Consider the following 24,937-nt stretch of genomic DNA (forward strand, 5'->3'; position numbering starts at 1 on the left):
CCGTCATGCGCCGCTGGGGTACCGAACGTGTGGTTGGCCTGCATGATCCGCAGGTCAATGAACATCACCTGGAAACCACAGGCCTGCCGCCCAACAGCCGCCTGCGCCTGCTGAGCTTCAATATCCAAGTAGGCATCAGTACCGAGAAGTATCGGCACTACCTCACCCGTGGCTGGCAGCATTTGCTGCCTCACAATGGGCGTGCCGGCAACCTGCAAAAGATCGGCAACCTGTTGCATGACTTTGACCTGGTCGCGCTGCAGGAAGCCGATGGCGGCAGCATGCGCTCCGGTTACATCAACCAGGTGGAGCACTTGGCTCAGCTCGGCGCCTTCCCGTATTGGTACCAGCAACTCAATCGCAACCTCGGGCGCCTGGCCCAGCACAGCAATGGCGTGCTCAGCCGCTTGAAACCCTCCGCGATCGAAGACCATCCGCTGCCTGGGCCCAAGGGTCGAGGCGCGATCCTCGTGCGGTTTGGCGAAGGCCCGGAGGCCCTGGTCGTGGTGATGATGCATCTGGCGTTGGGTGCACGCACCCGCACGATGCAGCTGGCCTACATCCGCGAGCTGATCGGCAATTACAAACACCAGGTGCTGATGGGTGACATGAACACCCACGCCAGCGACCTGTTGCTCAATTCTCCGTTGCGCGACCTCGGGCTATTGGCGCCGCAAGCCGAAGCCACGTTCCCGAGCTGGCGCCCGCAACGCTGTCTTGACCATATCCTGCTCAGTCCTACCCTCACCCTTGAGAGTGTGCAGGTGCTGGCGCAGCCCATCTCCGATCACCTGCCGGTCGCGGTCGAGATTCGTCTGCCGGGTTCGCTTACGGCTGATGCGTTGCCTGCGTTAAGCCCAGGCACCGGCGGGCCCCTTGCATGAGCGACGACGCCCAGCGCTGGAAAGAGAAATACCTTAAAAGCATCGAGCAGCAAGAAAAGCTCGAACGCCGCTGGGCCGCCCGCCTCGACCTGCTGCGGCGCGGGCTGGTGCGCAGCACGTTGGCCGCTGAAGGCACCGACCTGGCGGTAGACCAGTGCATGAAGGAAATGCGTGACGTCGTGCGTACGGATGATATGGACGCCGCCCTCGCCGCTTTGCTGCCGCGCCTGGAAAAGGCCGTGCTGGATTCGGAACAGCGCCGCGAAACCCGCATCGACCAGATGAGTACCGCGCTGACGTCCCTGGTTGCGCAGCTGCAAAAGCTGCCATTACCCCGCGAGGTCGCCCGGCCGCTGAAAACGTTCGCCAAGCAGCTGGACGGGCGTGTCGGCCAGGCGCGCGAGATGCCCTTGTTGCTCAGCGAACTGAGCGGCCTGCAAGGCCAGGCGCTGAACAACCTGGAGCCGGACGGCGAAACCATGCGCCCAGGGCCGGGGCTTTTACAGCGTCTGTTTGGTACCAAAGATGCGTCGAGCGAGGCGTTGACAATCGAGCCCTCGCCCGGCCCGGTACCGCAAGCGGCTGTATCCAGGCCTGCCGCTGAACCTGCGGCCGAGTCCGCACCGCCCGAGCAATCGCAAGAGCTGACGCAAGCCTTGCGCGCCTTCGCGCCGCAGCCTGAAGCGGTAGCCCCGGCATCCGAGCCGGCTTCACCCGTAAAGGCTGCCCAAGACGCCAGTGAAACTTTTGCCTATGAGGCCCCGGTGCAGGCAGCCCCTGTCGGCGCGTCTGTAGTACCTGTCGAACCTGAACCTGCGGTAGAAGAACCGGCGCCGCAAAGCGCCCTCGCGGCCTTTATCGAAACGCCTGAAGTGCCAGTCGAAGTACCGGATGAGACGGTCATCGGCAGTCTGTCGCTCCCGCCTGTGCTGGAAGCCGAGGAGTCCGACCCCGACGAATTGCACTCGGACGGCCCCTATTCTTTGCCCGACTCGCCGGAGCCGTCCTACAGCTCCGTGGCCAAGCACATCGAAGACACCCTGCTCGGCCTGCTCGACGAGCTGGCATTGCCTGAGCGCCATCGACCCCAGGCCGAAGCCATGCGAGAGCGCCTGGCCCACGGACTGAACTGGTACGAGCTGCTGCCCATCCTCGACGACCTGGCCATCTTGATGCTGGCGATCACCGACAGCGGCCAGCATGAGTTCGAGGCTTACCTCAAGCAGCTTAACGAGCGCCTCGAAGCGTTCCAGGGGCATCTACAGGTTGCCAGCGACGGCCACGCCGATAGCCGTTCCGCCGCCCGGGAGCTGGACACGCAAATCCGCGAACAGGTCGACGGCCTGCAAAGCAGCGTGCAGGAAGCCGCCGACCTGGACAGCCTCAAGCACGTACTGGAAAGCCACCTGGAAGGCCTGCTGGGCACCATGGACGAGCATCAGCAGCAGCGCGACCAGCGTGAGCAGGAAACGGCGGCGCGCCTGAAGGGCCTGGCCGAGCGCGTTGCCAATATGGAACAGGAAGCCCAGGGCTACCGCGAGCATCTGGAGGTGCAACGCCAGAAGGCCCTGATCGATCCGCTTACGGGCCTGCCGAACCGCGCAGCCTGGAGCGAGCGCCTCGATCAGGAGGTCAATACCTGGCACCAGCGTGGTAACAGCCTGTCACTGGCGATGTTGGACCTGGATCACTTCAAGCGCATCAACGATGGCTACGGTCACCTGGCGGGTGACAAAGTGCTGAAAATCATCGCCAACGTGCTGCACAAGCGCCTGCGCCCCGGCGACTTCATTGCGCGCTTTGGCGGTGAAGAGTTTGTACTGCTGATGCCTGACTCGTCCTTGACGCAGGCGCTGGCGGCGGGTGAGGCGTTGCGCGCAGCCATTGAAGCGTGCCCGTTTCACTTCAAGGGCGAGCCGGTGACGATCACCGTGTCGATGGGCGTGGCGCAGTTCCAGCCGGGCGAGCGCAGTGACGTGGCGCTCAAGCGCGCAGATGCGGCGTTGTACCGGGCCAAGGCGGCGGGGCGTAATCAGGTTCAAGCCGCCTGAAAGTGTTCCATTGTGTAATTTGACCGCGTGTTCACGGGCGGTACGTTACACTGTTGCATTATCGTCTTCAGCGTAATGTCTTCCGCCATGAAATCCTTGTACGTCGCCTTTGTGGTTCTTTTGCTTGCGGGTTGCGCCAGCGGCCCGCGCCTGGACACCAATCATCCTTCGGTCAATTACGATAACCGCGTGCAGTTCGTGATTGTCCACTACACCTCTACCAACCTGGAGCGCTCCCTGGCGTTGCTCACCCACGGACAGGTCAGCAGTCATTACCTGATCGGCGACGACGCCGGCGCCACTATCTATAAGTTGGTGGACGAGAGCCAGCGCGCCTGGCACGCCGGCGAAAGCGAGTGGATGGGCCGTACCTGGCTCAACTCCAGTTCCATCGGTATCGAGATCGTGAACCCCGGCTACAAGGACACGCCGACTGGCCGCCTGTGGTATCCGTATTCTGAAGCGCAGGTGAAATCCCTGGTGGTGTTGCTCAAGGACATCAGCAAGCGCAACGGCATCGACCCGAAGAACATCATTGGCCACAGTGATATCGCGCCGCTGCGCAAGCTGGACCCAGGTCCCTTGTTCCCATGGAAGCGTCTTGCAGCTGAAGGGCTGGGTGTTTGGCCGGATGCTCAAGCGGTTGCACGTTTCCAGGTGCAATACGCTACCGAGTTGCCGAGCATCACTTGGTTCCAGGAAGAGTTGGCGCGCTTGGGCTACCAGACGCCCCAGACCGGCGAGCTGGATGTGGCCACGCGTCATGTGATTGCGGCGTTCCAGATGCATTTCCGGCCGTCGCTGTTTGACGGTACGCCCGATGCGGAAAGCGCCGCGATCCTGCGTGCCTTGAACCGGCGCTAGAGCGGCAACGCCATATAGAACTGAGTGCCCTGCCCCGGCCGTGAATACACGCCCATGCGGCCGCCGTGCAATTGCACGATCTCCTTGCACAGCGCCAGGCCCAGGCCGGCGCCGCCCTTTTTGCGGCCCACCTGCACGAACGGTTCGAAGATCCGCCCCTGCTGCCCATAGGCGATGCCTTCGCCGTTATCTTCGACGCTGACAATTACCCGCTCGCCATGGCGGCGCGCTTGCAGGCGAATCTGCCCGCCCGCAGCGGTATGGCGCAGGGCGTTGCCCAACAGGTTGTCGAGTACCCGCTCCAGTTGTGCCTGGTCCGCGTATAGGCGGGGCAAGTCGGGTTGAGTTTCTACCAGCAATTCGATGTTTTGCGCGTTGGCCGGTTCGACGAAGCGCGCACGGGCATGCTCCAACAGGTCGGTCACGTCGCACGGGCCCAGCGTGAGTTTCTGCAGGCCGTTCTGGTAGCGCGAGAAGTTGAGCAGGTCGTTGATCAACTGCATCAGGCGCTGCATCTCTTCATTGACCGTATCCAGCAGGTCCGCTTCACGGGACTCGGCAGGGAACTTGGCGCGTTCGCGGAACAGCCCGAACGCCATGTGCATGCCGGTGACGGGTGTACGCAGCTCATGGGAGGCGCGTAATACAAACTCGCTGCGCACCCGCTCGAAGGCGCGTTGTTCGGTGACATCATGCAGCACCATCACCGCACCGAGAATATGCCCCTGGGTATGGCTCACGGGCGTCAGGCTGTAGGTCAGCAGGCGCAATTCGCCTTCGACTTCCACCTCGAGGTCGTCCGGTGCCCGCTCCAGATTGCCGCCACGCAGGACCAGTTGCAGTTGGTCGTCCAGTTCCGGACGCGCCAGCGCCTCGCCAAGGCCCTGGCCGAGACGCTCCTCGTCCCAGCCCAACTGGCGCTGGGCCACCGGGTTGAGGTGCTCGAGACGGCCTTGGCGGTCAATCATCAACAGGCCATCGTCAATGCTGTCGAGCACGGCCTGCAGGCGCTGTTGGCCGGCCAGCAGCTCATCGACATTGGTCGCCTGATGCTGGCGCAACGCCTCGGCCATGATGCCGAAGCGGCGGGTGAGTTGGTTCATTTCCGCTGCCGACGAGATCGGCAGCGTCACTTCGAAATCACCTTGGCCGATCTTGTCCGCCGCTTTGGCCAGCGCTTCGATCGGGCCGCCGAAACGTCGAGCGATGCCATGGGCGGTGACAAAGCCAATGATCAGCACCGCGATTCCCACCAAGCCCAACAGCCCGGCGATCAGTAAAGCGCGGGCCTGGGACTTGTGCTCGCTCGTATTGATGGTTTCCAGGGCTCGTTTATGCTCGGCGATCAAGCCGTTGCGTAACACGTTGAACGTTTGGGTGAGACGCTCGTTATTACCACTGACCAACGAGGCAGGCTGGGATTCTTCAAACGCTTTCAGAAAATTCAGATAGTCGACGCGCGCGCGGCTGAATCCGCTGGTCCTGCCGTCCTCCCGCTCGTGGGCGATGCCCTGGTCCAGCAACTCGAAGTATTGCCGCTTGGAAGCCTCCAGCGCTTTTGGATTGGGGCGTTCTACAAGCATCAGAATCAACTGGTCACCGAGGCTCTGGCGCAGTTTCAGCCCGAGCTCCAGCGTGACGAAATTACTGCGGATCAGGGACTCCTGAGTCTTGGCCATTTGCATGACGCTGACCAAGCCCAGGATCAGACCCAACAGGGCGACGGTGATCAGCGCTGAGATACTCAGGAACAACCGAGTGCGCAGTTTCATCGCTAACTTCATAGGGTACAGCTCACAGGTTGTACTGTTTGCGTTTGCGGTACAGGGTCGACGCATCGATACCCAGCGTGCGGGCCGCCTGGTCCAGGGTGTCACTGGTGGCCAGCACCGCGCCGATATGGGCTTTCTCCAACTCGTCCAGGCTCAGCGCCGCGCCGATACGCGGCGCATTGTTGGTCGGTTGCTCGGCCATCCCGAGGTGGCTGATTTCCACCTTTTCTTGCGGGCAAATGATGCTGGCGCGCTCCACCACGTTGCGCAGCTCGCGGATATTGCCGGGCCAACGGTAGTTGAGCAGCGCTTCGCGTGCTTCATCACTGAAGCCGCGCGCCGGGCGCGCGTATTCCTTGACGAAGCGCGCCAGGAAGCGGTCAGCCAAGGTCAGGATGTCTTCACTGCGCTCGCGCAGCGGTGGCAGGTGCAAGGTGATCACGTTCAGGCGATACAGCAAATCCTCGCGGAAACGGCCGTCGCGCACCATGTCTTCCAGGTTCAGGTTGGTGGCGGCCAGGATGCGGACATCGGCCCGGCGGGTGACCGGGTCACCCACGCGTTCGTATTCCTTGTCCTGGATAAAACGCAGTAACTTGGGTTGCAACGTGAGCGGAAAATCGCCGATCTCGTCGAGAAACAGCGTGCCGCCGTCCGCTTGGTTGACGCGACCCAAGGTGCTTTCACTGGCGCCGGTAAACGCGCCACGGCTGTGGCCGAACAGCTCGCTTTCCATCAGCTCTGCGGTCAGCGACGGGCAGTTAATAGTCACGCAGGATTTCTTCGAGCGCTTGCTCCAGCCGTGAATGGCCCGGGCCAATTCACCCTTACCGGTACCGGACTCGCCGAGGATCAGGATGTTGGCGTCCGTTCCGGCGACCTGGCGTGCGGTTTCCAGCACCACCATCATCGACGGGCTGTGAGAATCGAGGCCGTCCTTGGGTTGGCGCACCGCGCCTTCAAGGGCTTCGAGGCGCGCGGAGAGTTGACGCACTTCCAACTGCTTGGCAGTCGCGAGGCGCAGTTGGTCCGGGCTGCACGGTTTTACCAGATAGTCGGCGGCACCTGCCTGAATCGCATCAACGGCAGTGTCGACCGCTGAATGCGCGGTGACAATCACCACGCGCATCCACGGCGCCTGGATCCGCATCTGGGCCAGCACATCCAGCCCGTTGTCCTCGCCCAAGCGAAGGTCGAGGAAGCACAGGTCGAACACTTGGCGTTGCATCAGGGTATCGGCCTGGGCTGCGCTGTTCGCGGTCGCGACGGTGTAGCCCTCATCTTCCAGGCAATAACGGAAGGTGCGAAGGATCGCGGATTCGTCATCCACTAAAAGAATACGGCCTTGAAGTTCCTTGGCTGATTCCATGTGTCCCGCGCTCCTTAACTATAAATGATGGTGTTTAGTCCCGGAATAATCGGGCAAGTTGCATGGTTCATTCTGATCGATAAAAAGCAGTGTCGTACAGGTATCTGCATCGCCTCATACAAAGGCCTTGCCTGATGGCATTTTCATGTCGTCCGGCGTCGTCACCAGCTTGACGTGCGGTTTCCACTCGATAATCCATCGTGCATTTCGCACGGCTTCCAGGCGGGCATCGTGCAGGATGCTGGGTATGTGGTCGATTTTAAATACTTAACTAATTGATTTTATTGATTTTTATTTGTATAAAAACCTGGCATGCGCTCTGCAATATCTCCCTCAACGATAAACAAGATGCGGGAGAACAGCAGCATGACTCGCCAAAGCCTGAACCAACTGCGTGTATCGCCACTGCGCTTGCAGCAAGGTCTGTTTGCCAGCCTGGCCCTGATGGTCACGTTGATTGGCGGCCAGCAGTTTCAGCATTGGCAGCAGAGTCAGCAGCAGGTTCCGCAGTTCGAGCGTCCGGCCGTGACCCAGACCCATTTCCGTTCCGTTGGCAGTGTTGCTGCCGATGCAACAGCCCCGCAACTGCGGATGGTTGACCAGGAGTCTTCCCTGAGTGAACTGCCATCCCAGGAACGCTGGGTGTTCTAGGCACCACAGGCCGCTCGGGTTGAGCGGCTGCACGACACTACCGCTGTTACCTCTATAAAAGTTTAAGGAGAATCACCATGTTGAGTTGGGCAATCACATTTCTGATCATCGCCATTGTGGCTGCAGTCCTGGGCTTCGGTGGCATCGCCGGCACCGCCACGGGTATCGCAAAAATTCTGTTCGTGGTCTTCCTGGTGATGTTCATCGCTTCGTTCTTCTTTGGTCGTCGCGGCCGAGGCTGAAAATGACCACTTTGTCCTTCAAGGCCATTACTGCCGCCCTGCTTCTGGGCGGCAGCGGCTTGGCGATGGCCGCCAACGACGGCCAATCGCGCGCCAACGAATTGCTCAGCGCGGACCCGCAATACCGCGAGACCTGGCAAGGCGTGGTGAAGAAAGAAGAGCGCCTGCCGGAATGGGTGATGAACCTGTCGGGCACGGCCGAGCAGATGAACGCAGTGCAAGAGGATGGCGACCAGTACTTGGTCGGGCCGCTCTGTGAAACCGCGGACACCTGCCTGAACAAGCGCCTGATCGTGGCTTTCAGCCTCGACAAGGAAGATGCCTACGCCATGTTGGTGCAAGTTCCTGCCGGGTTGCCGGCGGACAAGTCACCCACGCGGCATGCGGATTACCGATTTATCGGCAAGCCGGATGAAGGCATGCAAAAGCTGCTGATGGAGCAGTTGAAGAAAGATCCGAATTGGTACTAGGTTCCGTCCGGCGCATCTGTCGCCCACGGAGCCAGCGTCCATAGAAAGAAGCCCCTCGCTTCTTTCTGTTTGCACCACCCGCCAAGGGCGGTGCATGACCAGGGGGCCGGGTTGCTCTGATCAAACGGGATCGGCGTGACCTACGGGTACAGGGAGTGCCTGCGCAAGGGCCGGGTCAGGCGAAAAGCTGCGACGCAGGTTCACAAGTTCTTGCTTGTCGAACCTGCGGCGGGCTTATGCCGCTGTTTCAAATCTGCTTTCTTTATGCCTGCCTTAGTTGGAAATTCCATTTCTGCTCGTGCCCAACCATTTCTTGGTGTTTCGGGCCGACCATCTATCGATAAAATTTGTCGACGGTCATCGGACGTTTTTGACACTAAGCGACTCAATCGCCTGGTTTTTTCACCAACCGTCCCTGGACGTCCTGAGTCTCTGAGCGAGCCGGGTTTGGCAGGTTCACGGCATGTTTGTCGGACAAAATGTCACATTTGAACTGACCGTTCGGACAGTTATTATGAGAAAAGACCATGCCGATTCGGCATAGGGTAGGCGTTTACGGCATTAGACGGCGCTCCCCTGCATGGCAATAGTTGCGGCTTTTTTCGCCTGCCAGTAAGCCATTTCGGCCACGCTGCGGTGACCTTCCATGGAGGCCCATGCACTCACTTTTTCGCCCCCGGGCGTTGCAGCTGGCGCATCGGCCTTAAGTTCACTTGAAGTAAGGGTAATGACATGAAGAAGGCAAAGCTAAGCCTCGCCTGGCAGATCCTCATCGGTTTGGTGCTGGGGATCGCAATCGGTGCCGTGCTCAACCATTTCAGCGCTGAAAAGGCCTGGTGGATCAGCAATGTGTTGCAGCCGGCGGGCGATATCTTTATTCGCCTGATCAAGATGATCGTGATCCCGATAGTCATTTCTTCGCTGATCGTCGGCATCGCCGGTGTCGGTGACGCGAAGAAACTCGGGCGCATCGGCGTCAAAACCATCCTTTACTTCGAAATCGTCACCACCATCGCCATCGTTGTCGGCCTGCTGCTGGCCAACCTGTTCCACCCCGGCGCCGGCATCGACTTGAGTACCCTGGGTACCGTCGACATCTCCAAGTACCAGGCGACCGCCGCAGAAGTGCAGCACGAGCATGCGTTTATCGAAACCATCCTCAACCTGATCCCTTCGAATATCTTCGCCGCCGTTGCCCGTGGCGAAATGCTGCCGATCATCTTTTTCTCCGTGTTGTTCGGCCTTGGTTTATCGAGCCTCAAGCCTGAGTTGCGCGAGCCGCTGGTGACGATGTTTCAGGGCGTGTCCGAGAGCATGTTCAAAGTTACCCACATGATCATGAAGTACGCTCCGATCGGCGTATTTGCACTGATCGCCGTGACCGTCGCCAACTTCGGCTTTGCATCGTTGCTGCCGCTGGCCAAGCTGGTGATTCTGGTTTACGTCGCCATCCTGTTCTTCGCCTTCGTGGTCCTTGGCCTGATCGCCCGCCTGTTCGGCTTCTCGGTGATCAGGCTGATGCGCATCTTCAAGGATGAACTGGTATTGGCTTACTCCACCGCCAGCTCCGAAACCGTGCTGCCGCGTGTGATCGAGAAGATGGAAGCCTACGGCGCACCGAAAGCGATCTGCAGCTTTGTGGTACCGACCGGTTATTCATTCAACCTCGACGGTTCGACCCTGTACCAGAGCATCGCGGCAATCTTCATCGCCCAGCTGTATGGCATCGACCTGTCGATCGGCCAGCAACTGATGCTGGTACTGACCCTGATGGTCACCTCCAAAGGCATCGCCGGCGTACCGGGCGTGTCCTTCGTGGTGCTGCTGGCGACCTTGGGCAGCGTGGGCATTCCGCTGGAAGGCCTGGCATTCATCGCCGGTGTCGACCGCATCATGGACATGGCGCGTACGGCGCTCAACGTGATCGGCAACGCCCTGGCCGTATTGGTCATCTCCCGCTGGGAAGGCATGTACGACGACGCCAAGGGCGAGCGCTACTGGAATTCCCTGCCGCACTGGCGCAGCAAGGAAGCCTTACCGTCCGCCCAAGCCACCCGCAGCTGACAGCGCAATCGCGCTGAAACAAACCCCGGACAATTCCGGGGTTTGTCGTTTCTGCCAGCCCCGCTATCATTCGCCCCATTCTTCGGGGGATTCAACTGATGCTCAATGGCCTGTGGCTTGGCTTCTTTGTCGTGGCAATGGTGTCGGCACTGGCGCAATGGCTGGTCGGCGGTAACGCCGGCATATTCGCGGCGATGGTGGAAAGCATTTTCGCCATGGCCAAGTTGTCGGTGGAGGTCATGGTGCTGCTGTTCGGCACCCTCACCTTATGGCTGGGCTTTTTGCGCATCGCCGAAAAAGCCGGGATCGTCGATTGGCTGGCCAAGGCCCTCGGCCCGCTGTTCCGCCGCTTGATGCCGGAAGTGCCCGCTGGCCACCCGGCCATCGGTTTGATCACCCTCAACTTTGCCGCCAACGGCCTGGGCCTGGATAACGCCGCGACGCCCATCGGGCTCAAAGCCATGAAGGCGCTGCAGGAACTCAACCCCATTCCCAACACCGCCACCAATGCGCAGATCCTGTTCCTGGTGCTCAATGCGTCGTCGCTGACACTGCTGCCGGTGACGATCTTCATGTACCGCGCGCAGCAAGGCGCTCCCGATCCAACCCTGGTATTCCTGCCGATCCTGTTGGCGACCAGCGCCTCGACCCTGGTGGGCCTGCTCTCGGTGGCGGTGATGCAGCGCCTGCGGCTGTGGGATCCCGTGGTGCTGGCGTACCTGGTTCCCGGCGCGCTGGTACTCGGCGGCTTCATGGCATTGCTGGCGACGCTGTCCGCCACGGCGCTGGCGGGTTTGTCATCGATCCTGGGCAACCTCACGCTGTTCGGCTTGATCATGCTGTTTCTGGTGATCGGTGCGTTGCGCAAGGTCAAGGTGTACGAGGCGTTTGTCGAAGGCGCCAAGGAAGGCTTCGATGTGGCCAAGAACCTGCTGCCGTATCTGGTGGCGATGCTGTGCGCCGTGGGCGTGTTGCGCGCTTCCGGGGCGCTGGAGTTCGGCCTCGAAGGTATTCGCCACTTGGTGGCCTGGACCGGCATGGACACGCGCTTTGTCGATGCCTTGCCGACCGCGATGGTCAAGCCGTTCTCAGGCAGCGCGGCGCGGGCGATGCTGATCGAGACCATGCAGACCCAAGGCGTGGACAGTTTCCCGGCATTGGTCGCGGCAACCATCCAGGGCAGTACCGAAACCACCTTTTATGTATTGGCGGTGTACTTTGGTTCGGTGGGCATCCAGCGGGCCAGGCATGCGGTGGGCTGTGCGTTACTGGCGGAGTTTGCCGGTGTCGTGGCGGCGATTGCGGTGTGTTACTGGTTTTTTGGCTGAGGCTGAAATCGCTATCGCAGGCAAGCCAGCTCCCACATTCGATTGTATTCACAGATCAAAAAAATGTGGGAGCGGGCTTGCCCGCGAAGAGGCCCTCAGCGTTTCGCTGCACTGTTGCCCTGCACCACCACCCAATCCACCACCTGCCTGTTCAGTTGATCCCCCGCCAACCCAAACCCGGCGACAACGGCCGGCACCTGGGTATCCTCCACCGGTTGTCTAACCTCAAACCGCCGGCTGGCAACGATTCGCTGATCACTGCCGCGCACCAATCGCGCGTCCAGGCGAATCACCACCTCCACCGTACTGCCGTGGTATTCACTCTGGAACGCCTGCAATTGCCCGCCCAGTTCATAATCGGACTGCAGGTTGGTGTCATCGGTACTCAACAACGTCACCCGCCCGTCGCGCTGGAAGCCATCCAACAGGCGATTGCGCAACAGCACCGGCGACGGATCGCTCCAGCGTGCGTTGGCGTAGCTGCTGATCAGGTCACCCTTGGGCACCACGGCAATGCGTGGGCTGTCGAGGAACTCGCTGGCCTGCGGCTTGGTCACGCGCAACGACCAGGCCACGGCTGTGCCTTGGGTCGCGGTCGGTGACGCGGCCAAACGGTATACATCCGAAGGGTCGGCCTTGGGCAGGATCGAGCACGCACTGACCAGCGCCAGGGCCGCGAGGGCAATCATTGGGCAAGCACGTTTCATGGCGTGAACTCCTTGTTCTTGTCGCTGCCCAGCAGGTAACCGCTGGGGTTGGCTTCCAGGCGGCGGGAGATGGCGCGCAGCGAACCGAGGGTTTCGCGCAGTTCGCGCACGGCCGGCGCCAGTTCGTTGAGGCCCTGCAGGCCACTGTTTACCGAGCTTTTGTTGTCGGTCAGCAACGTATTGATAGTGGCTGTACTGTGTTCAAGGGATTTCATGGCTTGCTCGGCGCTGCCAAAGGCCTGTTTACCTTGTTCGTTGAGCAAGCCATTGGCGTTGCGCATCAGGACCGTGGTCTGTTCCAGGGCGGCGCTGGCCTGCTTGCTCACCTGCATCAGCTGTTGCATCACCACCTTGATATCGCCGCGTTGGTCGGCAATCGCCCCCGTGGTTTGCTCGAGATGGTCCAGGGTGTTGCTGATGCGCTCCACATTCTGTGCCGAGAACATAGCGTTGGCGTTGTGCAGCAGCAGGTTGACGCTGGTCATCAGGTCGTTGCTGTTGTTCAGCAGGCGCGCGATGGGCGAAGGAGAGGCAATGATCTGCGGCAAGTTGCCGTCCTTGCCCTTGAGCTCGGCGCTTTGCGGTGTGCCGCCGCTGAGCTGGATGATCGAGGTGCCGGTGATGCCGGTCAGGGCCAGTTTGGCCTGGGTGTCTTCCTTGATCGGCGTCTGGCCGGCCAGGCGGATGCGTGCCAGCACGCGGCGCGGGTCCTTGGGGTCCAGGCGCAGGCTGGTGACGTCGCCCACCTTGATCCCGCTGTACTGCACGGCGCTGCCCTGGGACAACCCGCTGACTGCCTCGTTGAAGATCACTTCGTAGTCCTGGAAGGCGCTGTCGACGCTGGACTTGGCCAGCCACAGGCCGAACAGCAGCGCGCCGACCACCACGATCACGCTGAACAGACCGATCATCACATGATGGGCTCGGGTTTCCATGTCATACCTCGTTGAGCGATTGAGCGGCATCCAATGCCGCGCGGCCACGGGGGCCGTGGAAGTACTCGTGAACCCAGGCGTCGTCCGTTTGCGAGACGACGTCGATGGCGCCGGCCACCAGCACTTTCTTCTGCGCCAGCACCGCCACGCGGTCGGTGATGGTGTATAGCGTGTCCAGGTCGTGAGTGACCAGGAACACACTCAGGCCCAGCGCATCGCGCAGGGTCAGGATCAACTGGTCGAACTGCGCCGCGCCAATCGGATCGAGGCCGGCGGTGGGTTCGTCGAGGAACAGGATGTCCGGGTCCAGGGCCAGGGCGCGGGCCAGGGCGGCGCGCTTGATCATGCCGCCGGACAGCGAGGCCGGGTATTTGTCCGCCGCCGACAGCGGCAACCCGGCCAGGGCCAGTTTGACCGCGGCCAAGTGCTCGGCGTCGCGGCGGCTGAGGCCGGCGTGTTCGATCAGCGGCAGCGCGACGTTCTCGGTCACGGTCAGCGAGGAAAACAGCGCGCCCTTCTGGAACAGCACGCCGAAGCGTCGTTCAACCAGCGAGCGTTGCTGTTCCGAAAGGTTTGGCAGGTTCTTGCCGAACACCCGCACTTGGCCTTCACTGGGCCGGCGCAAGCCGACAATGCTGCGCAGCAGCACCGATTTGCCGCTGCCGGAACCGCCGACCACGGCCAGGATCTCGCCCTTGTATAAATCCAGGTCGAGCTGTTCGTGCACGCTTTGGCTACCAAAGCGATTGCACAGGCCGCGCACTTCAATCACCGCCTCGGCGGGCGCTCGGTGCAGGCGACTCACCAGCCCATCTCCATGAAGAACAACGCGGCCACCGCATCCAGCACGATCACCACAAAAATCGATTGCACCACGCTGGAGGTGGTGTGAGCGCCGACCGACTCGGCGCTGCCGCTGACCTTGAAGCCTTCCAGGCAGCCGATGGCCGCGATCAGGAAGGCGAAGATCGGCGCCTTGATCATGCCCACCACGAAGTGCTGCACGCCGATGTCCGAGTGCAGCAGTGACAGAAACATCGCCGGCGAAATATCCAGGGCTACGGCGCACACCACGCCGCCGCCGATGATCCCCGAGAGCATCGCCAGGAAGGTCAGCATCGGCAGCGCCACCAGCAGCGCGAGTACGCGGGGCAGCACCAGCAACTCCATCGGGTCCAGGCCCAGGGTGCGGATGGCGTCGATTTCTTCGTTGGCCTTCATCGAGCCGATTTGTGCAGTGAACGCACTGGCGGTGCGGCCGGCCATCAGGATAGCGGTGAGCAGCACGCCGAATTCGCGCAAAAACGAGAACGCCACCAGGTCCACGGTGAAGACAGTGGCGCCAAAGCTTTCAAGCACCGTGGCACCGAGAAACGCTACCACCGCGCCCACCAGAAAAGTCAGCAGGGCCACGATGGGGGCGGCGTCGAGGCCGGTCTGTTCGATATGCGCAACCATCGGCGTGATACGCCAGCGTTTGGGCCGAAACAGGCCGCGAGCGAACGTTTCGATGATGAGGCCGATAAAGCCCAGCAGTTGCTTGCTGTCTTGCCACACGGTGTCCACCGCCCGGCCGATGCGCGCCAGCACCTGAATGCCGGTGGCTTCTTCTGGCGCTTTATCCGGCACGCAAAAGTCATTCAGGGAACGGTAGACGGTCTTGAGCAACGCGCGGTCAGCCGCAGACAGGCTGCAGTCGGTCTGTTCGGCCGATTGCTCGATGCGGGTCGGCCCCAGCAACTCCACCAGCAGCGAGGCGCCGGCGGTGTCCAGGGTACCGAGGCCGTTGAGGTCGATGCGCGCGCCAGCGTCATATTGGCCGTCGAGCTTGTCTGACAGCTTCTTCAGGCTGGCATAGTGGGCAAGCGTCCAGTCCCCCGTAATCCGCAGCTGCGGCGGGGTGGTGGACGTATCGAGGTGGGCGGCGCCGGCCGTCGTGCTGGTGGTCATAAGCTCCGAGCTTGTTTGGCTATCCACAATGGCTACGTAATAGCACGATCCTGGCTACTTTGGATTGTCCGTTTGTGCTGTGTCCGTCACTTTGAAGCGCAGCACGCCGATCACCTGGCCGTCTTCGGTCAACACGCGCACTTGCCAGCGTCCCACTGAGTCGGCCGGGAAATTCTGCTTGTGGGTCCAGGCGCGGTAGCCCTCCTTGCGCCCGCCGTGGATATCCAGGGCGATGCGGTCGACTTCTTTGCCGTTGAATTTCCACACGTGGTAGATCCGCTCATCCAGGCCGCGCGGGGCGTTGATCGCGGTGTAGGCGTACAGCCCGCCGCTGCGCAGTTGGGCACCGGTGACTTCCTTGAGGTCATCGCCGGGCGTGCGGTCTTGCAGTTGAGTGCTGATCGCCACTTCGGTCATCCACAAGGTGGCCGGCGGCACCCAACTGCGCAGGAACCAGCCGGCGCAGCCGATGGCAGCCGTGACCCCCAGCAGCATTGCCCAGCCTTTGACGCTGCGCAGCGGCAGGCTCACGGCCAGGCTCGGGATCGACAACGCCATCGCCACGCCGAGCGCCAGTTTGTAACTCTCGGCGGTGGTCAGGTGCAGGATGATCGGCAGCGCAGTGAGCAGCGCGGCGAACAAGGTAAAGGTGTGCAGCGCGAGGAACAGCGAACGTTTGGGTGCCAGCCATTTGTAGTACAGCGGGTCGATGATCGACACCAGTGCAGCCGCCCCGAGCAGGCCGGTGAAAACCGATTGGCCGCTGTTCCATGCGGTGGTGATGAAAAAGAACGGCAGCACAAAAAACAGACTTTCCTGGTGAATCATCTGGGTCGCGTAGCGCAACAGCGGTTCAGGGATTTCGCGCTTGAAGAGCTTGGTGAACAGCTGGGTAAAGCTGTTTTCCAGCATCAACCACAGCCAGCTCACCAGCATGATCACCGCGATCCAACTGGCCATGCCTTGTTGGCGGTCCACCAGGATGAAACTGCCCACGCCGGAGATGAAACCGCCGAGCGCGATCACCCCGGGGTAGCGCTTCATCAGTTCAAGAATGCGGGTGATCAAGCGGGTCAGGGTTTGCATTCGGCGGTTCGCAGTCTTTGGTAGGAGAAATCCCAGACAGAATAACGTCTTGGCTCGGTATCCGGTGCGTCATTACGCGATCCGTTTGCGATAACCCCGCACGCCGATCAACGCAATGATGATCAGCCCAAGCACACCGGCGCCGACCCAGCTGAGCGCATCGTAGCTCAGCAGTGGTTTCTCGATGCGCCAGTAGCCGGGTTGCTGGAACACCTGGCGCATGGCGCGGTTGGTCTGGTCCAGGCTCACGGCCTTGATGCGTTTGACCGGATCGCTGAAGTGACCGTTGTTGTAGTCACCCAAAGCGCTCCAGTAATAGTCGGCCAAGGCGCTGTTGCCCTGCACGGCCCAGGCCTGTCGTGCGATGGCGGCTTGTTGCAGGCGCGCGAATACCGCCGGGTCGAGGCCATCCTTGAGCAAGTGCGCCTTGAGGTCCTGGAGCACCTGTTCGGCGTCGGCGAGGCTTTCGCGCTCAAGGTCGGCATTCAGACTGAGGAGACCGACGCCACCGAGCACTTCACGCTCGCTCCAGGGGCCGTAGGACAACCCATGCTTGAGGCGCAGTTGGCGGTACAGCGCCCAGTCGAGGTAGTCCTTGAGCAGGTCGTAGGTTTCATCATGCCCGTCATCCAGTACTGGCTCGGGAAACAGCCAGTGCAATTTGGCGCTGTTGCCGACCCAACCATGGATCAGTTCGCGGTGGCCGGCAGCGGCGTGCTGGATCTGCGGCAGCGCCGGATGCTCGCTCGGCTCGACCGGATCGAGTTGGCCATAGGTGCGTTCCAGGTAGGCTGGCAGCAGTTTGTCGAGGTCGCCGACGACGATCAGCGTCATGTTGTTGGGGGCATACCAGTTCTTGCGCAGGGCCTCCAGCTGGTCGCGTGTCAGGTGATCGACCCCGGCGCGTTCGGCGCATTTGAGCCCGAGTTCGACGGCCAGTTGATTGCTGGCGGTGTGGCCCAGGTCCTGACGGTCCAACAAGCGTTGCAGGTGGGAGTAATGGCCGCCGTCTTCGCGTTCGACGACGCGCTTGGCGGCGTTGATGTTGGCATCGGTCAATTCGGTACGGGTGATGATCGCCAGGAGCAGGTCGAGCACCTTGCGCTGGTTTTGCGCGGGCGCCTCGATCACAAAGGTGGTGTCGGCATTGCTGGTGTAGGCGTTCCATTCGCCGCCCAAGGCTTGCATGCGGTCCTCAAGCTCGCCTTCGCCGCCGCCGTCGATGCCGCTGAACAGCAAGTGCTCCAGCAGGTGCGGCAGCTCTTTGTCTTCGCAACCGAAGTCATCCAGGCCTACACCCACCACCAGGCGAATCGCCACATGCCCGCGCTCGGTGCCCGGTTTGAGCAGCAATTGCAAGCCGTTGGGCAAGGAGTAGCCCTCGACTTGCAGGCGGTCAAAGGCAAAGGCGTGGGCGGCGCCCATGAGCAGGCACGCAACTAACAGGCGACGCATAACAAGCTTCCTGGCGAGTGAGGTCAGCTTTAACTGACTTCACGGGCCACTGTACGTTCAGGGCGAATGCGTGATGTCGGCGATATCTTCGGCCGAGAGCGCACCAGTATCGGACGTTTCCAACACTACATAGGCGCTGCTGCAAAACAACGAGTTCAGGCGTTTCATGTCGGCAATCAGCTCCAGGTGCAGGGAACTGGTCTCCAGGCTCTGTACGATCTTGCGCTGCAGCCGGCTGACGTGGGCATGGGCCAAGCGGCGTTCCTGGGCGCGGAAACGGCGTTTTTCACGCAGCAATTGGCGAGCGCTATGCGGGTCGGCACTGAGGAACACCGACAGGCCCAGGCGCAGGTTGGCGATCAACTGGCTGTGAAGGCCGCTGAGTTCTTCCAGGCCGACGTCGGAAAACTGGCGGCGCTGTGAGGTTTTTTGCTGCTGGACTTTGCGCAGCATGCGTTCGATCAGGTCGCCGGCCAGCTTCAGGTTGATCGACAGCTCGATGATCTCGGCCCAGCGGCGACTGTCCTGTTCACTGAGGTCTTCACGGGGCATTTGCGCCAGGTAAAGCTTGATCGCGCTGTACAGCGCTTCGACATCGTCGCTGAGGCTGCGCATTTGCTGGGTGATGGTGGTTTGCTTGCCGCGCAGTACTTCCTGCATGGCGGTGAGCATGTTGTCGATCAGATCGCCCAGGCGCAGGGTCTCGCGAGCAGCGTTGGCCAGCGCCAGGCTGGGTGTGGTGAGCGCGGTCGGGTCCAGGTGGCGTGGCTTGGCCTTGCCGTTGAGCTCTTCACGCTCGGGCAGCAGCCAGGCGCACAGGCGCGACATCGGGCCAATGGTGGGCAGCAGGATCAGGCAGCGGCTGACGTTGTAGAGCAGGTGGAAGGTAATGACCATGCCCTGGGCGCTGTAATCCAGATCGTCCATCCACAGCACCAGCGGGTCGAGCACTGGGATGATCAGCAATAGGCCGATCAATTTGTACAACAGGCTACCCAGGGCCACCTGGCGCCCGGCGGCGTTTTGCATGCTGGTGCTGAGGAACGCCAGCACGCCGCTGCCGATGTTGGCGCCGATCACCAGGCCGATGGCCACGTGCAGGCCGATGACGCCAGCGCCGGCAAGGGTGGCCGTCAACAGGACGGCGGCCAGGCTGGAGTAGGAAATCATCGCGAACAAGGCGCCGACCAAGGCGTCGAGCAGGATGTCGCCGGTCAATGAGCCAAACAGCACTTTCACGCCTTGGGCATGGGTGATGGGCCCGGCGGCCTCGACGATCAATTGCAGCGCGAGGATGATCAGCCCGAGGCCGATCGCCACCCGACCCAACTGCCCTGCCCGTGTCTGTTTGCGCGACAGGAAGAAAATCACCCCGAGAAAAATCAGCAGCGGCGACAGCCAGGACAGGTCAAACGTCAGCACCCGCGCCATCAGTGCCGTACCGACGTCGGCGCCGAGCATGGTTGCCAGGGCGGGCATCAGCCCCATCAGGCCCTGGCCGACAAACGACGTCACCAGCATCGCCGTGGCGTTGCTGCTCTGCACCATGGCGGTCACCAGGATACCGGCGATAAACGCCAGCCAGCGCTTGGACATGTTCTGCCCGATGACTTGGCGCAAGTTGGAGCCGTAGACCCGCAGGATGCCGGTACGGACGATGTGCGTGCCCCAGATCAGCAGGGTCACGGCGGAAAGCAGATTGAGCAAGGTCAGCATGCTCGGCCCCCCGTGTGGGTGTGCTCCAGCAGGAGCAGTAAAAAGTGCCGCGTGCCGCTCTACGTCTTGTACTTAAGCTGTAGTTGGCGAAAAGGCTCTGCGCCAGCATCGCATAGCTAAAGTGGGGATTGAAACAAAACTGTCATGAAGCGGTTTCTGCGGATATGAAAAAAGGGGCGCGAACGCCCCTTTTCAGCAGCGGATCAGCTTATTGACCCGGAACGTCCTTGCGCAGTTTCACTGGATCCTGCTGTTTCCTTTTTTTCGCGATGGCCGTGCGCATCTTGATGTTCACCGCCTCGACCGCCAGCGAGAACGCCATGGCGAAGTAAACGTAGCCTTTTGGCACGTGCACATCGAAGGATTCGGCGATCAGCACGGTACCCACGACCAGCAGGAACGACAGTGCGAGCATCTTCAGCGACGGGTGCTTGTCGATGAATTCGCTGATGGTGCCAGCGGCGAGCATCATCACCAGTACGGCCACGATGATTGCAGCGACCATGACCGGCACATGGGAGACCATGCCGACCGCCGTGATCACCGAGTCCAGGGAGAACACGATGTCGATGATCGCGATCTGGATGATGGTGTAGATGAACTTGCCACCGGCGCCTTTCGGCTCGTCGTGGGTTTCGTCTTCACCTTCCAGGGCGTGGTACATCTCCTGGGAGCTTTTCCACAGCAGGAACAGGCCGCCGAAGAACAGGATCAGGTCGCGACCCGAAATGCCCTGGCCGAAGACCACGAACAGATCGGCGGTCAGTTGCATGACCCACGTGATCGACAGCAGCAACAGGATACGGGTGACCATGGCCAGCGCCAGGCCGAAGATCCGCGTGCGAGCCTGCATGTGCTTGGGCATGCGGCTGACCAGGATCGAAATCATGATGATGTTATCGATACCCAGGACGATCTCGAGCGCCGTCAGGGTGAAGAAGGCAATCCAGATTTCCGGATTGGTCAGCCATTCCATGTGTATTCCTTTGAGCAAGTGTTAACCGCGCAAGCTGCAGCGCCGCGCGGTGGGTGAGTGGGTAAGCTTATAGAGTGCTGAACAGCGGAAAAATCCCCATCAGCAATGCGGCGACCATTATGCACAGGCAAACCAGCACTGCCCACTTCAGGGTGAAGCGCTGGTGATCGCCAAACTCGATACCGGCCAGGGCCACCAGCAGGTACGTCGAGGGAACCAGCGGGCTGAGCAAGTGCACAGGCTGGCCAACGATGGAGGCACGGGCCATTTCCACGGCGGTGATGCCGTAGTGGCTCGCTGCTTCGGCGAGTACCGGCAGCACGCCATAATAGAACGCGTCGTTGGACATGAAGAAGGTAAACGGCATGCTCACCAGTGCGGTGATCACCGCCAGGTAAGGGCCCATTGCTTCCGGAATCACCGCCAGCAGGCTCTTGGACATGGCATCGACCATGCCGGTGCCCGACAGGATACCGGTAAAAATACCGGCGGCGAAGATCAATCCCACCACCGCCAGGACGCTGCCGGCGTGGGCGGCGACGCGGTCTTTCTGCTGTTGCAGGCAGGGGTAGTTGACGATCATCGCGATGCTGAACGCCACCATGAACAGCACCGGCAGCGGCAACAGGCCGGCGATCAGTGTGCACATCAGGGCCAGCGTCAGCGCGCCGTTGAACCAGATCAGCTTTGGACGACGGGCGTCCGGGAATTGCGACACGCTGATTTCGCTGTGGTCGACTTCATCGCCGATCAGGTGCAGTTCACCCAGGCGCGCCCGTTCGCGTTTGCCGTACATGTAGGCGATCGCCAGGATCGCCACGACGCCGGCGGCCATGGCCGGGATCATCGGTACGAAAATGTCCGATGGGTCCACATGCAATGCACTGGCCGCCCGGGCCGTCGGGCCGCCCCAGGGCGTCATGTTCATCACGCCGCCGGCGAGGATGATCAAGCCGGCCATGATCCGTGGGCTCATGCCGATGCGCTGGTACAGCGGCAGCATGGCGGCTACGCAGATCATGTAGGTGGTGGCACCGTCACCATCAAGCGACACCACCAGCGCCAGCACCGCAGTACCGACTGAAACCTTGAGCGGGTCGCCCTTGACCATCTTGAGAATCTTGCGCACGGCCGGGTCGAACAGGCCGGAGTCGATCATCAGGGCAAAATAGAGGATGGCGAACATCAGCATTACGCCGGTGGGCGCGAGCTTGGTGATGCCTTCGAGCATCATCGGGCCGATCTTCGGTGCGAAACCACCGAACAAGGCGAACAGGATCGGCACGATGATCAGGGCGATCAGCGCGGACAGGCGCTTGGTCATGATCAGGAACATGAACGTGATGACCATGGCAAAGCCAAGGAAAGTCAGCATAGGAATACTCCAGGCGTAGCGCGGCTAGGGAATGGCGAACCGGGTGGGTCAGCGCAGAACGAAAGGCACGTGGCTTACGGGGGGAGTCGGGGCAAACAGGCGGGTATGGACGGACATCGGGAATCACCATTGTTGTTGTGTACAGCCGGTCTGTTGCCGGCAGTTGGAGGTGATCCTAGTCGCGAAAGCTTTCAGCCAGCTTTCGCTGGTGGAAACAGGCGATGGAGGGCAGACACACGGTCTTCAGGTTTATACAGAACAATGTGGAAGCTGGCTTGCCTGCGATAGTATCACCTCGGTCTAACTGAATGACCGAGGTGTCTGTATCGCAGGCAAGCCAGCTCCCACATGGGATGGTGTTTACTTGTTGGTTTTCAGGGCAGTTCGAGGCCACCGGCGGCTTTGTGCAGGGTGCGCAGGTGTTCACCGATCTGCTTGAGGTTGGCTTCGCACGCGGCAATTTCGGCGGCGCGGGAAGGATCCAGCAGCGCCCTCACCTCTTTATCCAGCTCGCCGGTCAGCGATTGCAACTGCTTCTGGCGCTCGGCGCTTTCCGATTCCAGGCGTTTGGCTTCCGACGGTTGCGGCAGGCCGTAGCCACCGCTGCCCAGCAGTTCGGCCGGGCGGCTGAGGAAGCCGCTGTTGGCGAGGATCTGCTGCAGCGTGGCGTTGGCTTTTTCCATGCCGCCGTTTTTCAGCTCGCGGGCGCCGAGGTAGCGTTGCTTGACCTCGTCCTGGGCCAGCATCAACTGTTTGCGAAAACTCGCCTGCTCAAGCAGCAACAGCGCAGCGCTGGTGCGCAGGTCCGCCTGGCCGAACCACTGGCGACGCTCCTCTGCACTGAGGGAAAGCCAGTCTTCGACCTGGGTCTGCTTGATCGGCAGGTATTTGCGCAGTACATCGAACATGGCCTGGTAGCGCTCGCGGAAGGAGTCGAAGTGATAACCCAGGCGCAGTGCCCTCCGTTTGTCGTCCAGTACGCTGGTGTCGGCCAAGCCGCGGGCGCTTAGAACCTCAAGCAAACCGTTGGGGGTGATGTTATCCAGCCCTGTCAGTTGCGGATTGGCGCTGCCGCTGCGTAACAGTTTCAGGCTCTCCACCGCGCAGTTGTTGGAGATAAAGAAGTAGTTGCCGTCGTAGCTCCAGTGCATTTCGGCGGCATGCTCGACGGTGTCGTTGATTTCCTGGCGGGTCAGCTTCAACGGGACCGAGGCCAGGCCGCGCAGCTCGGTCTTGGTGTACTCGTCGATCACTTGCGCCAGCGGCAGTACAAATAACCGCGACGGGTATTTGCCGACCAGGCCATCCCAGCTCGACAGCTGTACGTCACCGACGAAAGCGCGGTAGGACAACACCAGGTGCTGGTCCAGATCCAGCCGGCAATCCGGCCCGCGTGGCCGGCCCGGCGCGCAGATCACCAGGCGCAACATGCTGTGGCCCCAGCGGCTGACCAGATTCTGGTTGGCTTCGGCCAGCAAATAGTCGATTTCGTAGACGCGCTCCGGGTCAACCTGGCCCAGCGGGGTCTTGGCGAAATCGTTGCCCGCGTTCAAGAACGCGTAGGTGCTGGCGCAAGTGTCTTGTTCAGGCGGGGCCCAGCCGAAGTGTTCCTTGTAATAACGAAATAGCGCTGGGCGGCGGCAGGCGTAGCTCGGGTCAAGGAGAAAGTACTCCATGTTGATCGCCACGAACTCAAGGGGGCTGGTGGTTTCGTAAATGTCCGGGCTACGGGCGACCTGATGGTTGTTCTGTTCCCTTTCGCCGCGGCGACCGACGTATTGCGGCCAGCCGGCAAGGTCCAGCAGGCGCGGGTCATCGCTGAGGGTAAAGCGTCGGCCGTTCTGGCCACGGCATTGATCAGGCAGGCCGATCAGGCCGGTGAGGTTGTTCTGGCGGCTGCAGCGATTGATCAGCGCGCGGTCTTCCTTGGACCACAGGCGCGCACGGTCATAGATATGCGTCAGTTCATGCAGCACGGTGGCGAGCATTTCCCGGCGCACGGTGCCGTGGGGGCGATTGGTTTTCTGGGTGGCGGCGCTGCCATCGGTCAGGCTGGCCAGCAGATTGCGGTTGAGGTCCAGCTCAGACACCAGTGAAGCTTGCCCATAGGCGTTTCCGGGCATTTTGTCGGTCCAGCCGACATCGATGCGCCGGTCCAACTGCTCGATAAAGCGCGGCGGCAACGAGCGTAGCGCCTCGTCGAGCAACGCCTGGCTGGCCTGCTGTTCAGCCGGGCTCAAGCCTTCGGTCTTGAGCTGCAGCTGCAGGCCGGCCTGCGCCGCGCCCGCACATAGCAGCACAGCCCCGGCCAGGAGCCAGGCGGCGATTCGCCTCACAGTGCGAGGATGGCTTCGGCGAGGGTCTGGTCACTGGCGTCGCGGGCTTCCGGCAGGCGTGTGCGCAGGGTGTCGAAGGCAGCTTCCAACCGAGCGCCACGGATATCACCGTTGGTGGCAACGAAACTGGCGGCGTCATCGTGGGCTTCGCGCACGACCTTGGAGTCACGGATGGAGGTGGTGGTGTCGGAGGTGAAATCAATGGTGCGGCCAGAGGCGCGAACAATGATGTTACTGGTGGCCACCAGGGTTTGCGCCTGGGCAACGTCGGCCAACAGCAGCAGGCCAAGGGTGGCGGCGATCAGCGGGCTACGCATGGAATAACTCCAAATACAAAAGATGAAATCAAAGATGATTATTGGACGAGAATTGCTTGCGCCAGTTCAAGGTCGCTGACGTTAAGTTTTGGCTGGCTGCGGCGCAGATAATCCAGCGCTGACTCCAGCCGCGCGCCCCGCCATTGGCCGTCAGTGGCAACAAACGCGGCAGCGTCGTCCTGGGCGGCCATTATCACTTTTCTGTCGAAGGGCGCGGAAGTCACCTTGCTGGTGGCGTACGCGCTCGCGACGGTGCCCTGGGTGGTCAGGTCAAAGGCCGAAACCAACGGTGACCAGGCGGTGCAAAGCAACACAGGCACGATTAAAAGGCGGTATGAAAAAGCCATGGGACTCGACAACTGAAAGCGAGCGTCAAGGCTAGCGTAATG

Annotated in this window: 22 protein-coding genes; 8 read left to right on the forward strand and 14 right to left on the reverse strand. The window is 61.3% G+C overall.

What is annotated here, in order from left to right; translation table 11 throughout:
* Positions 1–5: 5 nt before the first annotated feature.
* The 3 genes from BLL36_RS15385 (at position 6) to BLL36_RS15395 (ending at position 3,799) form a co-directional block, all read left to right on the forward strand.
* Complete coding sequence (locus BLL36_RS15385) at positions 6–884, forward strand: endonuclease/exonuclease/phosphatase family protein (protein WP_076952234.1); 879 nt, start codon at positions 6–8, stop codon at positions 882–884.
* Positions 881–2,935: a GGDEF domain-containing protein gene (locus BLL36_RS15390; RefSeq protein ID WP_076952235.1), complete on the forward strand. Its 2,055-nt coding sequence runs from the start codon at positions 881–883 to the stop codon at positions 2,933–2,935. Before BLL36_RS15385 ends, BLL36_RS15390 begins: the two co-directional genes overlap by 4 nt.
* 87 nt (positions 2,936–3,022) lie before the next feature.
* Positions 3,023–3,799, forward strand: coding sequence for an N-acetylmuramoyl-L-alanine amidase (locus BLL36_RS15395; protein ID WP_076952236.1), 777 nt, complete (start codon positions 3,023–3,025; stop codon positions 3,797–3,799).
* Here BLL36_RS15395 and BLL36_RS15400 read toward each other — a convergent pair.
* Positions 3,796–5,583: an ATP-binding protein gene (locus BLL36_RS15400; RefSeq protein ID WP_076952237.1), complete on the reverse strand. Its 1,788-nt coding sequence runs from the start codon at positions 5,581–5,583 to the stop codon at positions 3,796–3,798. The genes BLL36_RS15395 and BLL36_RS15400 overlap by 4 nt on opposite strands.
* 10 nt (positions 5,584–5,593) lie before the next feature.
* Positions 5,594–6,940 carry a sigma-54-dependent response regulator transcription factor AlgB gene (algB, locus tag BLL36_RS15405; RefSeq protein ID WP_064053131.1) on the reverse strand — a complete coding sequence of 449 codons (1,347 nt, stop codon included), beginning with the start codon at positions 6,938–6,940 and terminating at the stop codon, positions 5,594–5,596.
* Between the two features lie 366 nt (positions 6,941–7,306).
* Between algB and BLL36_RS15410 the strand changes: the two genes are divergently transcribed.
* From BLL36_RS15410 to BLL36_RS15430, 5 genes are all read left to right on the forward strand, one after another.
* Positions 7,307–7,591 (forward strand): hypothetical protein, encoded by a 285-nt coding sequence (locus BLL36_RS15410; protein ID WP_076952276.1) that lies wholly within the window; start codon positions 7,307–7,309, stop codon positions 7,589–7,591.
* Positions 7,592–7,668: 77 nt separating this feature from the next.
* Entirely contained in the window at positions 7,669–7,833 is a 165-nt protein-coding gene (locus BLL36_RS15415) for a DUF1328 domain-containing protein (RefSeq protein WP_003170804.1), read from the forward strand.
* A gap of 2 nt (positions 7,834–7,835) precedes the next feature.
* Positions 7,836–8,303: an inhibitor of vertebrate lysozyme family protein gene (locus tag BLL36_RS15420; RefSeq protein ID WP_076952238.1), complete on the forward strand. Its 468-nt coding sequence runs from the start codon at positions 7,836–7,838 to the stop codon at positions 8,301–8,303.
* A gap of 732 nt (positions 8,304–9,035) precedes the next feature.
* Positions 9,036–10,367, forward strand: coding sequence for a glutamate/aspartate:proton symporter GltP (gene gltP / locus BLL36_RS15425; RefSeq protein WP_076952239.1), 1,332 nt, complete (start codon positions 9,036–9,038; stop codon positions 10,365–10,367).
* Between the two features lie 98 nt (positions 10,368–10,465).
* On the forward strand, positions 10,466–11,695 hold the full coding sequence (locus BLL36_RS15430) for a nucleoside recognition domain-containing protein (RefSeq protein ID WP_076952240.1): 1,230 nt from the start codon (positions 10,466–10,468) through the stop codon (positions 11,693–11,695).
* A 95-nt stretch (positions 11,696–11,790) separates the two neighbouring features.
* On the opposite strand, the gene BLL36_RS15435 is transcribed toward BLL36_RS15430, so the two are convergent.
* The 12 genes from BLL36_RS15435 to BLL36_RS15490 form a co-directional block, all read right to left on the reverse strand.
* Positions 11,791–12,402, reverse strand: coding sequence for an ABC-type transport auxiliary lipoprotein family protein (locus BLL36_RS15435; protein ID WP_076952241.1), 612 nt, complete (start codon positions 12,400–12,402; stop codon positions 11,791–11,793).
* On the reverse strand, positions 12,399–13,337 hold the full coding sequence (locus BLL36_RS15440; RefSeq protein WP_076952242.1) for an MlaD family protein: 939 nt from the start codon (positions 13,335–13,337) through the stop codon (positions 12,399–12,401). Before BLL36_RS15440 ends, BLL36_RS15435 begins: the two co-directional genes overlap by 4 nt.
* 1 nt (position 13,338) lies before the next feature.
* Positions 13,339–14,142, reverse strand: coding sequence for an ABC transporter ATP-binding protein (locus tag BLL36_RS15445; RefSeq protein WP_076952243.1), 804 nt, complete (start codon positions 14,140–14,142; stop codon positions 13,339–13,341).
* Positions 14,139–15,287: an ABC transporter permease gene (locus BLL36_RS15450; RefSeq protein ID WP_076952244.1), complete on the reverse strand. Its 1,149-nt coding sequence runs from the start codon at positions 15,285–15,287 to the stop codon at positions 14,139–14,141. Before BLL36_RS15450 ends, BLL36_RS15445 begins: the two co-directional genes overlap by 4 nt.
* A gap of 54 nt (positions 15,288–15,341) precedes the next feature.
* Positions 15,342–16,373 (reverse strand): DUF5924 family protein, encoded by a 1,032-nt coding sequence (locus BLL36_RS15455; protein WP_076952245.1) that lies wholly within the window; start codon positions 16,371–16,373, stop codon positions 15,342–15,344.
* A 72-nt stretch (positions 16,374–16,445) separates the two neighbouring features.
* Complete coding sequence (locus tag BLL36_RS15460) at positions 16,446–17,828, reverse strand: M16 family metallopeptidase (protein WP_076952246.1); 1,383 nt, start codon at positions 17,826–17,828, stop codon at positions 16,446–16,448.
* 57 nt (positions 17,829–17,885) lie between these two features.
* Complete coding sequence (locus BLL36_RS15465; RefSeq protein WP_076952247.1) at positions 17,886–19,544, reverse strand: Na/Pi cotransporter family protein; 1,659 nt, start codon at positions 19,542–19,544, stop codon at positions 17,886–17,888.
* Positions 19,545–19,752: 208 nt separating this feature from the next.
* Positions 19,753–20,520, reverse strand: a complete 768-nt coding sequence (locus tag BLL36_RS15470) for a TerC family protein (RefSeq protein WP_076952248.1) — start codon at positions 20,518–20,520, stop codon at positions 19,753–19,755.
* Between the two features lie 67 nt (positions 20,521–20,587).
* Positions 20,588–21,895 carry a CitMHS family transporter gene (locus tag BLL36_RS15475; protein WP_076952249.1) on the reverse strand — a complete coding sequence of 436 codons (1,308 nt, stop codon included), beginning with the start codon at positions 21,893–21,895 and terminating at the stop codon, positions 20,588–20,590.
* A 374-nt stretch (positions 21,896–22,269) separates the two neighbouring features.
* Positions 22,270–24,231 carry a DUF7844 domain-containing protein gene (locus BLL36_RS15480; protein WP_076952250.1) on the reverse strand — a complete coding sequence of 654 codons (1,962 nt, stop codon included), beginning with the start codon at positions 24,229–24,231 and terminating at the stop codon, positions 22,270–22,272.
* The gene (locus tag BLL36_RS15485; protein ID WP_076952251.1) at positions 24,228–24,548 is read right to left on the reverse strand and encodes a DUF2388 domain-containing protein; all 321 of its coding nucleotides are present in this window, start codon (positions 24,546–24,548) and stop codon (positions 24,228–24,230) included. Before BLL36_RS15485 ends, BLL36_RS15480 begins: the two co-directional genes overlap by 4 nt.
* A 38-nt stretch (positions 24,549–24,586) precedes the next feature.
* The gene (locus BLL36_RS15490) at positions 24,587–24,895 is read right to left on the reverse strand and encodes a DUF2388 domain-containing protein (protein ID WP_076952277.1); all 309 of its coding nucleotides are present in this window, start codon (positions 24,893–24,895) and stop codon (positions 24,587–24,589) included.
* Between the last annotated feature and the right edge of the window lie 42 nt (positions 24,896–24,937).

Origin of the sequence: Pseudomonas cedrina subsp. cedrina, from assembly GCF_001983175.1 — a bacterium.
Taxonomy (GTDB): Bacteria; Pseudomonadota; Gammaproteobacteria; order Pseudomonadales; family Pseudomonadaceae; genus Aquipseudomonas; species Aquipseudomonas cedrina.